General features: G+C 61.1%; 10 protein-coding genes and 1 pseudogene. All 11 read left to right on the plus strand.

The window, feature by feature from the left end; translation table 11 throughout:
* Positions 1-29: 29 nt before the first annotated feature.
* Positions 30-1,304 carry a class I SAM-dependent methyltransferase gene (locus VIZ63_RS20075; protein WP_331611541.1) on the plus strand — a complete coding sequence of 425 codons (1,275 nt, stop codon included), beginning with the start codon at positions 30-32 and terminating at the stop codon, positions 1,302-1,304.
* 15 nt (positions 1,305-1,319) lie between these two features.
* Complete coding sequence (locus VIZ63_RS20080) at positions 1,320-1,733, plus strand: hypothetical protein (RefSeq protein WP_331611542.1); 414 nt, start codon at positions 1,320-1,322, stop codon at positions 1,731-1,733.
* Positions 1,734-1,899: 166 nt separating this feature from the next.
* Positions 1,900-2,304: a cytochrome c gene (locus VIZ63_RS20085; protein ID WP_331611543.1), complete on the plus strand. Its 405-nt coding sequence runs from the start codon at positions 1,900-1,902 to the stop codon at positions 2,302-2,304.
* A 49-nt stretch (positions 2,305-2,353) separates the two neighbouring features.
* Entirely contained in the window at positions 2,354-4,156 is a 1,803-nt protein-coding gene (locus VIZ63_RS20090; protein ID WP_331611544.1) for an alpha/beta hydrolase, read from the plus strand.
* A 60-nt stretch (positions 4,157-4,216) separates the two neighbouring features.
* Positions 4,217-5,740 carry an FAD-dependent oxidoreductase gene (locus VIZ63_RS20095; protein WP_331611545.1) on the plus strand — a complete coding sequence of 508 codons (1,524 nt, stop codon included), beginning with the start codon at positions 4,217-4,219 and terminating at the stop codon, positions 5,738-5,740.
* Positions 5,741-5,831: 91 nt separating this feature from the next.
* On the plus strand, positions 5,832-8,168 hold the full coding sequence (locus VIZ63_RS20100) for a TonB-dependent receptor (RefSeq protein ID WP_331611547.1): 2,337 nt from the start codon (positions 5,832-5,834) through the stop codon (positions 8,166-8,168).
* 81 nt (positions 8,169-8,249) lie between these two features.
* Positions 8,250-9,770 (plus strand): FAD-dependent oxidoreductase, encoded by a 1,521-nt coding sequence (locus VIZ63_RS20105; RefSeq protein ID WP_331611548.1) that lies wholly within the window; start codon positions 8,250-8,252, stop codon positions 9,768-9,770.
* A gap of 211 nt (positions 9,771-9,981) precedes the next feature.
* On the plus strand, positions 9,982-12,225 hold the full coding sequence (locus VIZ63_RS20110) for a carbohydrate binding family 9 domain-containing protein (RefSeq protein WP_331611550.1): 2,244 nt from the start codon (positions 9,982-9,984) through the stop codon (positions 12,223-12,225).
* 138 nt (positions 12,226-12,363) lie between these two features.
* A complete protein-coding gene (locus tag VIZ63_RS20115; RefSeq protein WP_331611551.1) occupies positions 12,364-13,626 on the plus strand; it encodes a class I SAM-dependent methyltransferase in 1,263 nt (420 codons plus the stop codon).
* 42 nt (positions 13,627-13,668) lie between these two features.
* The gene (locus tag VIZ63_RS20120; protein WP_331611552.1) at positions 13,669-14,082 is read left to right on the plus strand and encodes a hypothetical protein; all 414 of its coding nucleotides are present in this window, start codon (positions 13,669-13,671) and stop codon (positions 14,080-14,082) included.
* 116 nt (positions 14,083-14,198) lie between these two features.
* Positions 14,199-14,381, plus strand: a pseudogene (locus VIZ63_RS20125) (hydroxymethylglutaryl-CoA lyase); the annotation flags it as partial.

Genomic DNA, 14,381 nt, shown 5'->3' on the forward strand with positions numbered 1-14,381 from the left:
TGAGATTGGTCCAAGACCAGGAGATCACAATGAAAGAGACAGAGACCTCCCGTAGATCATTGCTGCTCGGTATGTCTGCTCTGCCAGCGCTTGCTGTTGCAGGTCAGTCTGCCGCGAGCGATCTATCGAAGACGCTGACCGCAGCGGTCAGCGGTGCGGCCGGCGCAGGTGCCGCCGCTGCACGCGGCACCCTGGTCAAGCCTACGGTCCGCGCTCCACGAGGCGCCCGCGGCATATTCACCCGTTTGCCGGATGTTGATCTCGAGAGCCAGCAGGAATACATCTGGGGCCGCGCCAGGTGGGGCATGCAGATAACCCGTGCGGCGGAAGCTCGCGGCCAGGAGATCCTGCGCGCTCACGGCATCGATCCGATGAAGCCGACGGACATGAAGACGCAGGACATCGCTGCGCTGCTGCACGCCGATCCGTTGATTGCTCGCGCAGCCCGCATGGGCAGCCTGAACAACTACGACACGTTCGCGACGCTGAGCAACTACTTCAATTCCAAGGGTGACTACTACCACGACGTGCTGGCCGCCTCGGACAAGCAGGGCCCTGGTGCGTTGGTGCTGAGCCGCAACATGGACGTCCCTGAGTACACCATGCATGAGATCCACAACCAGCGTGGCGGGTACATGGGCGATCCGTTCGCCGGCTTCGTCTATTTCTACGGCACGCAGGTGCTGAGCGATGGCACGAACGAACAGGACACCACCTACGACCGTATCGCTGCCAGCATTCCGCTGCCGGCTGACGGGAAAGTGCGGCGAATTCTGGATCAGGGAACAGGCCCGGGACAGCTCGCTTCCGCGTTGAAGCGTCGCTTCCCGGACGCGGAAGTGTGGGGTCTCGACGTTTCAGGTCCGTTGCTGCGATTTGCACACATGCGCGACACCGAGATGGGCCTGGGCGTCAACTACGCGCACAAGCTTGCCGAAGACAACGGCTTCCCCGACAACCACTTCGACATCATCACGAGTGTTTCCTTCCATCACGAGTTGACGGCCGAAGCCTCGAAGGAAGTCTTCAAGGAAGTGCACCGCGTGCTGCGTCCAGGCGGTGTCTACCGTCCGGCCGACAGCGGCATCAACCCCCGCACGAACACCCCGCACGACAAGCTCGGTCACTACATCGGCTGTCGCGTCAATCACGAAGTCTGGACGCTCGAGTGGAGCGACATGGATCGCCTCGGCGCGATGCGTTCCGCCGGGCTCATTGTGGATCCGATGGGAATCCCGGGCGTTGCCGACGGCGGCCATTCCTGGTGGTTGAGCGCGATCCGATTGATTGCAACCAAGGCTTGATGAAGGGGCAACGACATGGCCAAAGACATCGCAAAGACAAGCAAACCCGATCCTAAGACGTACACGACGGACTTCATCAAGAGCGACATGGACAACATGACGTTCCTGGGCAATCCACACATTGATGCGCTGACACATGCGTTGCAGGCCCTGGGAGCCGAGGTCTGGACCGGCCGCCGCCGCCTGTATGTGATCGAGGCACTGATGGCGAGAAAGATTCCGGTGACGCCGGAGTCGATTCAGGCGTACATGCCGACCGCCGAAGAAGAGCAGCAGTGGAAGGCGGATCGCGATCGCATGATCGCGACGGTCAATTCGCCGTTCCTGCGCGCTGGTGATGTGACGTTCCCGTCTGACAAGGCGTTCTCGTACGACCCGCACAAGGAACCGGAAATCGCCCGGCGTCCGAAGTCGGAAATCAGCAAGTAAGTCGATCCTGGCGGGGCTGGATCAGTGTGGCTGATCCAGCTCGGTCATTCCTTGACGTCCTTAAATGAATGCGGAGCAGTCGGACTGCTCCGGTCGGGTCGGCTCTATCGAGAGACCAAAGCGAGTCTCACGCCTGGGTGCGCGGCTCGAGTAACGAGGAGAATCCGTGATTAAACGAATCCAGTGCGCCAAGCGCGTGGCGCGCACCTTGCTGCTGCTTCTGCCTGCGATGATGTTCGTCGCCGGGCCCGCAGCGGCCGATGAGGCCGAAGGTCTGCCTGCCTTCAAGTTTGAGCAGCAAACGCTGACGGACGCGACGCGGCGCGAGGCTGCCAGGCTCTATACGCTGACATGTGCTGCCTGCCACGGCGCCAAGGGCGAGGGCAACAACAATGGCCTGTCGCTGTACGCGGCAAAGAATCAACAGATCAGCTCTGCAGCCATCCACTACGGCCGCGCGCAGCCGCCACCCCTGACCATCGTCATGCCGGCCTACGGCAACGTGCTGACTCCGGTCGAAATCGGGCAGCTCGCGGCTTACATCGCGACCTTCCGTCCTGCGTGGCCGTGACCCGCGCGCGTCCAGCAACGCATCGCGCACGGCAATCCAGGGGACCCTGATGAGTCTTGATCGGCGTACGTTCATTACATCGACTGCGGGTCTGGCGTTTCTTGCGTCGGCGACAGGCTTGGCACAGGCCGCTGTGGCGGTCCAGCCGGAAGGTTCGGTGAAGGTGCGTAATCGCATCCTGCGCGTGGGCGGCAGAGACGTCTTTTACAAGCATGCGGGCAAGGGCGCGCCAATCGTCCTGATTCACAGCTCGCCCGGCGACTCATCGTTCTGGGAGGACGAGATCCCCGAGCTGGCAGCGAACTATTCGGTCTACGCGTTCGATTCGCCCGGCTTTGGACGATCCGAACCGCCGCCGGAAACCGAGCGAGATGTCGGTTTCATGGCGGAGCGGATCGCGGCCGCACTGAAAGCGCTCGGATTGCCGCCGGCGGTGATCATTGGATCGCACACCGGCGCCGCTGTCGGTACGGAACTGACTGTGCGTCATCCGCAAATGGTTCGCGGATTGATGCTGGATGGCATTCCGGTATTCAGTGAACACGAGCTGGAGAACTGGTTCGGCGATTTCCTTGACCCGCTGACGCCGGAAAAGCGCGCCGGTCATTTCACGACCATGTGGACGCGCAGCCGCGATCAGGGCATCTGGTTTCCCTGGAGCATCAACGCGCCGCAGCAGCTGATGCCGCTTCGACGCCTGGCGGGCGCGCAGCAGATCCAGAGGAACATGATGCGGATCATGCGATCCGCTCGCACCTACCTGCCCGAATTTCGCAGCGCCGTGTTCTATGCGCCGCGAGTGCCGGCGGCATTGGCCGCGATCGAGCAACCGACCTACATTGTCTGCGCCAAGGGCGACCCGCTGTCGCCGCACATGGCGCGGTTGCCACCGCTGAAGTCCAACCAGACTGTAGAGATGCTGGATGGCTTCATGGAGATCCGCGAGCGCCGCGCCGCGTGGTTGCCGGGCGTCATGGGATCCGTGGTTGCGCCGCCGATCGTGGACAAGCTGCCCGTTGATGAAGGCATCAGTGGCTACATTGTCGAGCTTGCCGATGGTCGCGAAGTCTTCCTGCGCGTAGCGGGCAAGCCTGACAAACCAGCGTTGCTATTGATTCACGACGCGCCTGGTTCATCGCACATGCACCGGCCGCTGATCGAGGCGCTGTCGGCGCACGCTCGCGTCTACGCGGTCGATCTGCCGGGCTGCGGCGAAACTGAGCCATTGTCTACGCAGACTCCGACGATTGGCGATTACGCCGAGATCATGCGCTCTGTCATGACAGCTCTCGGTCTCAGGCGCGCTTCAGTGCATGGCATCGGCTTTGGAAGCTCGGTGGCTCTGGAGCTCGCGGCCCGTCATCCGCAGATGGTGGACAAGCTGGTACTGCAGTCGGTGCTGCTGGCATCGGCCGAAGATCGCGCCGACATGCTGGCGCATTATGCGCCGCGCATCGAACTCAAAGCGGACGGCTCTCACTGGTACACAACGTGGCTGATGCTGCGTGATTCCCTCGTTTTCTGGCCCTGGTACAAGGCGACAGGCGATCGCTTGCGCCAGGTCGACATCCGCGACCAGTTCGAAGCGATTCCTCTCCACGATCGAACCGTCGAGGTGATGAAGCAGTACGGTTCCTACCATCACGTCATCAACGCGGCGCTCGGCCAGGATGCGCAGGCGGTGCTGAAGCAGATTCAAAGCAAAGCAGTGATCTGCACCGACGCGCGTCACCCTTTCGTGGGCTACGACGCTGCGCTGGTCGCCGGCCAGCCGAATGCGAAGCAGCTCCAGGCAGCTGCCAATGGCACGGATCACGTGAAACAGCTCGCGGGTTTGCTGGGCTTGAAGTGATCAATCGACCTGAATGTGACCGAAGCGCCTGGCGCTCGCTTGTCTGAAGAGGCTCTTGCTGTGACCGAAACCAGTGGACAGTTCAACCGACGCAATTTCATCGCCTCTGCTGCGGCCGGTGTGGGCCTTGCGGGCGCCGGTGGAGTTTCGCTCAAGGCGCACGCTGCAACTGCTTATGACCTGATCGTCATCGGTGCAGGCACAGCCGGCATTCCCTGTGCGATCAGCGCCGCCGAAAAGGGCGCGAAGGTCCTGGTGATCGAGAAAGCCATCTCCATCGGCGGCACATTGTGGGTGTCGGGCGGATCGATGGCAGCGGCTGGCACCAGGATGCAGGCGCGAAACGGCATCAAGGATTCAGCGGACACGCACTACGCCGACATCATGCGGCTGTCGAAAAACAAGGCGGATCCGGCAGTCGTGCGTCGCTATGTCGACGGTGCGGGGCCGATGGCAGATTGGCTGGAGAGCCTCGGCTACCAGACGCGAGATGGCGATCCGGTCATGGGTCGCGGCGGTCACGCAGCCTTCTCGGCAGCCCGATATTTCACTGCAGCGGAACGAGGACGTTCGCTGCTGGCGGTCCTGGTGCCAGCGCTGCAGAAGCACGTTACCAGCGGCAATGTCCGGATGGTGATGGGAACCGGTGCCGTCGAACTCGTGATCGGTAGCGATCGCAGCGTGCAGGGTGTCATCGCTGTCGGCGACGACGGCGTGCGGACGCAGTTCTCCGCGCGGAAGGTCGCCATCACCAGCGGCGGCTACTGCTACAGCCCGGAAATGTTCCAGCGCGTGACCGGATACAAGCAGCACATCGCCGCCGGCTTCTACATGAGTAAGGGCGAAGGCCTGCTGCTTGGGGAAGGCGCCGGTGGATTCGTGCGCGGTGGCGAGTACCAGGTTCTTGGACCCGGCGGCATCGTGAACGATCGGAATTATCCGAGCCCCGCCACGTACGTTCCCGAGCTCGATCATCAACGTCGCCCGCAATGGGAAATTCGCGTGAACATCCAGGGCAAGCGCTTCGTGCGCGAGGACGAGCCTGACATGGACCTGCGCGACACCCTGTTTACGGAGCAGCCGACGCAGCGCATGTGGATCGTCTTCGACCAGGAGATCTGGGACGAGGCGCCGCCGATCATCGAGAACAAGCAGAAGTCGGTCGTGACGCCACTGTTCGGCAACCATCCGATGTTCTTCAAGGGTCAGAGCATCAAGGACCTGGCGAAGAACGCGGCGATCGACGTGAACGGCCTGCAACGCACCGTGCAGGACTACAACGCCGGAGTCCGCAACAAGCGCGATAGCCTCGGCAGGCAGTTCCTGCCGTCTGAAATCGCGAAGCCGCCGTTTTATGCGTTCGAAGTTTCCGGCGGCAACATCATCGGCTTCGGTGGGTTGGCAGTGAACGGCGACATGCAGCTCCTGCGGCGCGATGGCAGCGTGATCAAGAATCTGTATGCAGCGGGTGAAGTGATCGGACTGGCGCACGTCGCAGGCAACGCGGCTGTCCAGGGCAGTGGCGTGACGCCCTCAGTCACGTTCGGTCGACAGGTCGGTCTCGACGTGATGAGCAATGCATAGATTCCAGATCGTTCGAAGAGTGCGCAATGGCCAAGGTGATTCAGTGCTGAGGAAGAATGTCCATTGTGCGATTCGTTCCAGCGGAGTTGCAGTGCGTCGACTGATGCAGGGCGCGACCGTGATGGGCTTGCATTGCGCAGCCGCTGTCGTTCACGCGCAGGACAAAGAGAATGCACTGATTCAGGAAGTCGTCGTCTCCGCACAGCGGCGTGACGAGAGCCTGCAGGACGTACCGGTTTCGGTGAGTGCGTTCACCTCTGATGTGCTGCAGCAGCTGCGGATAACCAACACCAAGGACATCGTGGCCTACACGCCCGGCATGTCGGTGAAGGGGATCTTCAACGACTCGGGACCGGAGATCTACCTGCGCGGCGTGGGCAGTTCCACGTTCCGTTCGGTGGCAATCTCGCCGGTCGCGATCTATTCCGATCACGTCTATCTCGGCAATCACATTGCTCACGGTTTCCAGCTGTTCGATATCGAACGCATCGAGGTGCTGAAGGGGCCGCAGGGCACGCTCTACGGGCGAAACACGACGGGCGGACTGGTCAACTACATTTCCAGAAAGCCCGACGTGCGTGACGGAACCAATGGCAGCGTCTCGGTCACTTATGGCAATTACGAAGAGCAGTTGATCGACGCAGCAGCGGGGTTCGCACTCGGCGAGACGCTCGCGTTCCGGCTCGCAGCGCAAACGCGCGAACGTGAAGGTGTGTTCCGCAATGAAAATCCGGCGTCGGGACACTCGCGCGACGGCGCGATCGATTGGTCCTCCTATCGTGTCCAGGCTCGATTCACGCCCAATGATGCGTGGGACGTTCTGCTCAAGGTGCAGCAGGCGTCTTCCGACAGCGAGACCCTACCGCGCAAGGTCGTCGGCATCAACGGGGCCGGCTGTGATCCGCTGATCATCGGCAATCCTGCCTGCAGCGATTTGCGTGGGTACGTTCACAGCGACAACTGGTACGCAACTGCGAGCAGCTTTCGCACGCTCGATGCGCCCGAGTTCACAACGAGCGCGCTGACGGCCAACTACCATTTTGGTGATTACACGTTGACGTCGACATCCGGCTATCTGGATGGCGAGCGTGCGGCCAGGAGAGATACCGACCAGGGCCCGCTCGACGTGCTCAACTCCGTGTACGCCGATGACGTTAGCGAGTTCTCTCAGGAACTGCGTCTGGCCAGCGACCCCAACGCGCGTCTGTCGTGGCAGGCAGGTCTGTACTACTTCGAATCGGACTACGACACGTTGCTGGGCCTCACCATGCCGGACAGTCCCGGCATGTGGAGCTTCCTCACCGATCGGAACACGGGCGTCGTGCCGCCGACCTACGGTACGGGGGAAGAGGGCATGGCCATCGAGCACCATGCGAAGACCGAGAGCTGGGCGGTGTTCCTGGACGGCAAGTACGGCATCACGGAGCGCATGAACGTGACCGCCGGTGTTCGCTGGACGCAGGACAAGCGCGAGGTCCTCGGCGATACGTTTCTGTATGACGCCACCGGTCTGCGCGGAAAGTTTCACGACCTGGCCGAGGCGCATAGCCGTTTCATGCGCTGGGCGACGGAACCCGGCGTCTATTCGAACACGTGGTCTGATCTCGCAGGCCGCGTCGTGCTCGACTACAAGCTCACCGAAGGCCTGATGCTGTGGGGCGGTGTGTCGCACGGCTTCAAGGGCGGTGAATTCAACATCGGCACGTGGCCGGCGAATGGCGTACCGATCGCCGGCTTGACTGAACCTGAGTACCTCACTGACTACGAAGGTGGCGTGAAGTCGGTGTTGCTGAATGGCAGGCTCACCGTGAATGCAAGCGTGTTCCAGTACGACTTCGAGGACATGCAGGTCTTCACCTACGGGCCGCTCGATCCCACCGATCCTAACTCGTTCCCCGGGACGCAACTTCGCAATGCCGGTGAAGCCACCATTCGTGGCGTCGAGCTGGAATCTGCCTTTGCACCGACCGATCGCTGGCTCCTGCGTGCTTCGCTCGGGCTGTACCGCGGCAAGTACGACCAGTTCTTTGGGGACGCGACGGTCACGGCCGGAGGTGCAGGCGACTACTCCGGCAACGATGTTCCGAATCTTCCTGACGTGACTGCTTCGACCTATGTCAGGTATCGAGTGCCGTTCAGCAATGACGCGCGCCTCGATCTGCAGATGGACTACGTGTATCAGGACGCGGCCTTCGTCAGCGAAGAGAACAGCGTGCTCGAAAGCCGGCCTGCCTACGATCTGCTTGGTGCGCGAGTCGAGTACGCAGCACCAGACGATCGGTGGACAGTCGCACTGTGGGCGAAGAATCTGCTCAACGAGAAGTACTTCGTCGATCGCAGCATCGACACGATCACGCGCGAAGTGGGCTACACGATGGGAGAGCCGCGCACCTACGGGTTGACGGCGTCGTATCGCTTCGGGTCGTAACACTACGTCTGCGTCCGCGCCCTGTGCGGGAGTCGATATGAATATGTCTTTTTGGATTTTCGTAATCACGAGGGAATTGCCGTGACACAGTTTCGTGGACCTTTCAGCAGACGCCAGTTCATTTCGTCGGCCGCGGCGGGTGTGGGTCTTGTAGGTATCGCCGGCGTACCGCTGCGTGCATTTGCCGCAGAGACCTATGACCTGATCGTTATCGGTGGCGGTACTGCCGGTATTCCCTGCGCCATTGCGGCGGCGGAGCAGGGCGCGAAGGTTCTGATGATCGACAAGTCGATTCAGATCGGCGGCACGTTGTGGATCTCGGGCGGATCGATGGCTGCGGCTGGTACCAAGATGCAAGCGCGCAAGGGCATCAAGGATTCCGCCGATGCGCACTACGCCGACATCATGCGCTTGTCGCAGAACCGGGCGAACCCGGCGGTGGCTCGTCGCTATGTCGACAATGCCGGTCCGATGGCGGATTGGCTGGAGAGCATTGGCTACAAGACACGCGATGGTGAGCCGGTCATGGGTCGTGGCGGTCATGCCTCATTCTCGGCCGCCCGTTATTTCACCGGTCCAGAGCGAGGCCGAACGCTGCTCAACGTCTTGCAGGCTGAGCTGCGCAAGCACGTCGAAGCGGGGAAGGTGAAGATCCTGATGGCGACTGGCGCGGCCGAACTCGTAACGGCGCGCGATCGCAGTGTGACTGGCGTGATCGCGGTGGCTGAAGACGGCGTGAGGACGCAGTTCTCGGCGCGCAAGGTCGCGATCACCAGCGGCGGCTACTGCCATAACCCCGAGATGTTCAAGCGCGTGACCGGCTTGAACCAGTACACGAGCTCCGCCTACTACATGGCCAAAGGCGACGGCCTGCTGTTGGGCGAAGGTGCCGGCGGCTTCGTGCGTGGCGGGGAATATCAGATGCAGGGCGGCGGCATCCTTAACGACCGCAACTATCCGAGCGTCAGCATCTTCCAGACGGAGCTGAGCCAGGACCGCCGTCCGCAGTGGGAGATCTGGGTGAACAACCTCGGTCAGCGCTTCGTGCGCGAAGACGGGCTGGATATCGACTTGCGTGAGCGCCGCTTCACGCAGCAACCGACGCAGCGCATGTGGGTCGTCTTCGATCAGGAGATCTGGGAGAAGTCGTCGCTCGTGGTGGAGAGCAAGGAGAAGACGGACATCGAGCCGCTGTTCGGCAAGCATCCGATGTTCTTCAAGGCCCAGACCATCGAGGAACTGGCGACCGCCACGAAGCTGAATGTCGAGAACCTGAAGCGCACGGTGCAGGACTACAACGCCGGCGTTCGCAACAAGAGCGACAGTCTGGGCCGCACCTTCCTGCCGGCTGAAGTTGCGAAGCCCCCGTACTACGCGATCGAGCTGTCGGGCGGCAACATCATCGGGTTCGGCGGCCTGGCCGTGAATGCGGACATGCAACTGCTGCGTCCCAATGGCGGTGTGATCAAGAACCTGTACGCGGCGGGTGAAGTCATTGGGTTGGCGCACGTGGCGGGCGATGCGGCCATTCAGGGCAGCGGCGTCACGCCTTCGGTCACTTTCGGTCGACTGGTCGGCCGCGATGTGATGAAGCGCGCATAGGCCCCTCTCAGCAGATCGAGCAAACGTTGACTCTCCCTCGGCGTGCCAATGCGCCGAGGGGGTTGCTCGACACGGGCATGAATCGGATTCGTTCAATCATCCGGTGGGCGCACCCACCCCGGCATGGGCTTCGCCAGCGGCGAAGCGGATCGGTTGGATCGACGTTCGAGATGAGTAGATGAAGCGAGCTACGATGAGAATGAGAAGGAATATGGCGGCGATCACCATGGCGTTCGTGACGCTGGCTACCGGCCAGCTGTTCACGCATGCCGTTGCGGCGGAAACCGCGGATGCACCGAAGACGCTGCGGATCGTCCGCACGGACACACGGCCTGTCATCGACGGCAAGCTCGACGATGAGGTGTGGAAGAACGCTGCAGTGATCGATGATCTGCGGCAGGTTCGACCCGGCGATGGTGCGCCAGAGATCGAGGCGACGATTGCCTACGTGCTCTATGACAAGGACGCCATCTATATCGGCGCGAGGCTGTTCGACAAGTCCCCGGACAAAATCACGCGCAACATCATGAAGCAGGGTACCAACCTCGGGACCGACGACCGCTTCTCCGTGCTTCTGGATCCGTTCAATTCCCGGCGTCAGGGCTACCGATTCGATGTGAACGCCAATGGCGTGCGCAACGACATGCTGTATCAGAACAACAGCTACCAGATATCGTGGACCGTGATCTGGGAAGCGGCAGCCAACGTCGATGAACAAGGCTGGACAGCGGAGATCGCCATTCCCTTCAAGACGCTGCCCTTCGATCCGAAGGTGCAGTCATGGGGCTTCAATGTGTCGCGCGCTACGCGCCGACACGGTGAGGAATCGGTCTGGGTGTCACGCAATCGCAACTGGAATCCCGGCATCGTGGGGGTCCTCGATGGCATGGAGGGTCTTGACCGTGGCACCGGGCTCGATGTGGTTGCTGGCTACTCTTCTGCGTATCGCACGTCGTATGCGACCGCGACGAGTGATAAGACGAGCGATACGACAAGCGATCCATCGCTCGACGTCTACTATCGCATCACGCCATCGCTGACTGGATCGCTGACCGTCAATACCGACTTCTCGGCCGCCGAGGTGGATGAGCGCCAGGTCAATCTCACGCGGTTCAGTCCGTTCTTCCCTGAGAAGCGCAATTTCTTCCTCAACGATGCCGACTTGTTCGAATTCGGTCGCATTGGCACGGCTGGATTTGCGGATGGCGCGTTGTCCGTCGATCGCCCCACCCAGGAGAACGCGCGACCCTTCTTCTCTCGCCGCCTCGGCCTGAGTCCCCTCGGGACGCCGGTCGATCTCAAGTATGGCGGCAAACTCAGCGGTCGCGTCGGCAACGTGAACATCGGTGCGCTCGCCGTGCGGCAGGATGAGTTCGTGTACGAAGACGGGACGCGAATCGATCCTACGAACCTTGCAGTCGCACGTGCTTCGGTGAATGTGCTGTCGGAATCGAGCGTGGGGTTCATCGCAACCTCGGGCGACCCGAACTCGAATCGCGACAATACGCTGGTGGGTGCGGACTTCCTGTTCATGAACACCCAGCTGCCTGGCGGACGCACCCTTGAAGCGGAGTTGTGGTACCAGCAGACCGATACCGAAGGTCTCGAAGGCGACGATTCCTCCTTTGGTGTCGGACTGCGAATGCCCAATGCCAGCGGCGCTCGCGGCGGTATCGGTTTCCGCGAGGTTGAGAAGAACTTCTTCCCGGCGATGGGCTACGTGAACCGCAGCGACATCCGTATCGAAGTGGCGGACGTTGGCTACACGCGCTTCTTCGAGGGAGGCGTGCTGCAGTCGCTCAACTTCGGTATCGATGGGCAGCGCGTAACCTCACTGACAGATGGCGAACTGCAGACCCAGATCATCGCATTTCGACCGCTGCAGCTGGAGTCGCAGGGCGTCGATATCCTGACGCTCTCTTATCTCACCAACGAGGAGTGGGTCAGCGAGGCCTTCGAGATCTATGGCAGTGGCGACCAATCGATTGTCGTTCCCGCGGGTCGCTACAAGTTCGATGAGTACGGCTTCACTTTTCAGTCAGGCGATCAGAGAAAGCTGGCAGGCGAGTTGACCTTCCGTCAGGGCGATTTCTACGACGGTGAGCGGGTCAACGTCGCGGGCAAACTGGTCTGGCAGCAGTCTCGCCATCTCACCATGAAGGTGTCGTATGACTGGAACGACATCAGTCTGCCCCAAGGCGACTTCACCACTCGGTTGATGAGTGCGACGACCGAGGTCGGATTCTCGTCCGAGCTGAGCTGGGTGAGCCTGCTGCAGTACGACGACGTCTCCGAAGTGTTCGGTGTTCACAGTCGGTTGGTGTGGGTTCCGAAAGCAGGTCGTGAGTTCTTCCTGATTGTCGACCGCAGCTTCCAGGACTACGACAAGGACAACTCCTTCCGGACCATGAACTCGGCCTTGAGTGCCAGGCTCAGCTACACGTTTCGTTTTTGAGTCATGGGGCTCCAATCATGTGCACAGTGTTGAATCGTTAACTGTGGAGTTCAAATCGTGATCATTCGTTGCGAGCCGTAAGTTTGTGCGCGATTGTCTTTTGGATCTACTGCGCTTCGCCGCCACTGGAGAGTTTGAATGAAAGATACCGACACATCCCGTAGATCGCTCCTGCTGGGCCTTTCTACGCTTCCCGCCATCGCCGTCCTCAGCGACGCGGCGCTTGCCAGCGACATGAGTGACGCGTCCGCCGCGAGTTCGGCACTGGGTCGTCCGGTCAATGCGGGCGGCGCGGTCGTCACTCCGACCGTTCAGGCGCCGCGCGGCAAGCGAGGCATATTCACGCGTCTGCCGGACCTGGATATCGAAAGCTACCAGAGTTACGTGTGGGGTCGCGCCAGGTGGAGCGGACAGCTTCGCGACGTTGCCGATCAGCGTGGTCAGGAAATCCTGCGGCTGAACGGTATCGATCCGACCAAGCCGACCGACATGAAGGTGAAGGAGCTCGCAGAACTCTTGCATGATGATCCGATCATCGCGCGAGCAGCTCGCCTGGGTTCGCTCAACAACTACGACACGTTCGCGACGCTGCGCAACTACTTCCACTCCAAGGGCAGTCACTTCCTGGAGCTGATGGAGGCGGCTGACAAGCAGGGTCCGGGTGCGCTGGTGATGAGTCCCGACATGGACATCCCGGACTACACCAAGCACGAGATCCATAACCAGACGGGCGGTTACCAGGGCGATCCGTTCGCCGGCTGGACCTACTTCTATGGCACGCAGATCCTGGGTGACGGCGCGGGCGAGCAGGACGCATTCTTCGATGCCATCGCCAAGAGCATCCCCGCACCGCCGGACGGCAAAGTCCGTCGCATTCTCGATCAAGGCACGGGTACCGGCCAGCTGGCCACGGCAATGAAGCGCCGCTTCCCCGACGCAGAGGTGTGGGGTCTGGACGTCGCCGGCCCAATGGTGCGCTTCGCCCACCTGCGCGCCAATCAGATGGGAATGAACGTCAACTTCGCCCACCGGCTGGCGGAGGACAATGGTTTTCCCGATAACCACTTCGACATCATTACCAGTTCCTCCTTCCATCACGAGATGACGGCGGAAGCGTCGAAGAATGTGTTCAAGGAAGTTCAGCGCGTGCTGCGCCCAGGCGGTGTCTACCGTCCGGCGGACAGCGGCATGAATGGCTATGAGGAAGACGCGCTGGGCAAGCTCGATCACTATCTCGATTACCGCATCACCCATGAGGTCTGGATGATGGAGTGGGGTGATATGGATCGCCTGGGTGCGATGCGAGCTGCAGGACTGAAGGTGGATCCGAATGCGATCCCCGGTGTCTCGGGCGGTTCCTGGTGGCTGGACAAGATCCGTCTGGTCGCCACGAAGGCGTAATGACGGCGACAACAGCGACATCCCCAAATTCGAGGCAACGACATGGCCAAAGACATTGCTAAGACAAGCAAACCCGATCCGAAGACGTACACGACGGACTTCATCAAGAGCGACCTGGAGAACATGACGTTCCTGGGCAATCCACACATTGATGCCCTCACGCATTCGCTGCAGGCGCTCGGTGCGGAGGTGTGGACGGCGCGCCGCCGTCTGTACGTCATCGAGGCGCTGATGGCGAGAAAGATTGCGGTGACGCCGGAGTCGATTCAGGCGTACATGCCGACGGCGGAAGAAGAACAGCAATGGAAGGCAGATCGCGATCGCATGATTGCGACGGTGAATGCGCCGTTCCTGCGATCCGGCGATGTGGTGTTCCCATCCGACAAGGCGTTTTCGTACGACCCGCACAAGGAGCCGGAGATTGCCCGGCGTCCGAAGTCGGAAATCAGCAAGTAAGTCGATCCTGGCGGGCTGGATCAGCGTAGCTGGTCCAGCCCCAGCCGGTGTTGAGTCAATTAGTAGATTTTCGAGAAACGTTTGAATGCTGATAAGTCATCAAGAGGCCGGAAGGAATGAGTCCGCAGATTGAGATCCTGGAAGTCGGCCCCCGTGACGGTCTGCAACTGGAGCCGGGCATCGTCTCGACGGCCGACAAGGTGCAGATGATCGAGCGGCTGATCTCTGCGGGCCTGCGGCGTGTGGAGGTCACCAGCTTCGTGAATCCGAAGAAGGTGCCGCAGATGGCCGATGCCGAG

The sequence above is a fragment of the Povalibacter sp. genome (assembly GCF_036520495.1).
In the GTDB taxonomy this organism is placed as follows: Bacteria; Pseudomonadota; Gammaproteobacteria; order Steroidobacterales; family Steroidobacteraceae; genus Steroidobacter.

Coding starts and splice junctions, on each gene's coding strand:
- VIZ63_RS20075 (WP_331611541.1), top strand. CDS start 30: ATGAAAGAGACAGAGACCTCCCGTAGATCATTGCTGCTCGGTATGTCT.
- VIZ63_RS20080 (WP_331611542.1), top strand. CDS start 1,320: ATGGCCAAAGACATCGCAAAGACAAGCAAACCCGATCCTAAGACGTAC.
- VIZ63_RS20090 (WP_331611544.1), top strand. CDS start 2,354: ATGAGTCTTGATCGGCGTACGTTCATTACATCGACTGCGGGTCTGGCG.
- VIZ63_RS20110 (WP_331611550.1), top strand. CDS start 9,982: ATGGCGGCGATCACCATGGCGTTCGTGACGCTGGCTACCGGCCAGCTG.
- VIZ63_RS20115 (WP_331611551.1), top strand. CDS start 12,364: ATGAAAGATACCGACACATCCCGTAGATCGCTCCTGCTGGGCCTTTCT.
- VIZ63_RS20120 (WP_331611552.1), top strand. CDS start 13,669: ATGGCCAAAGACATTGCTAAGACAAGCAAACCCGATCCGAAGACGTAC.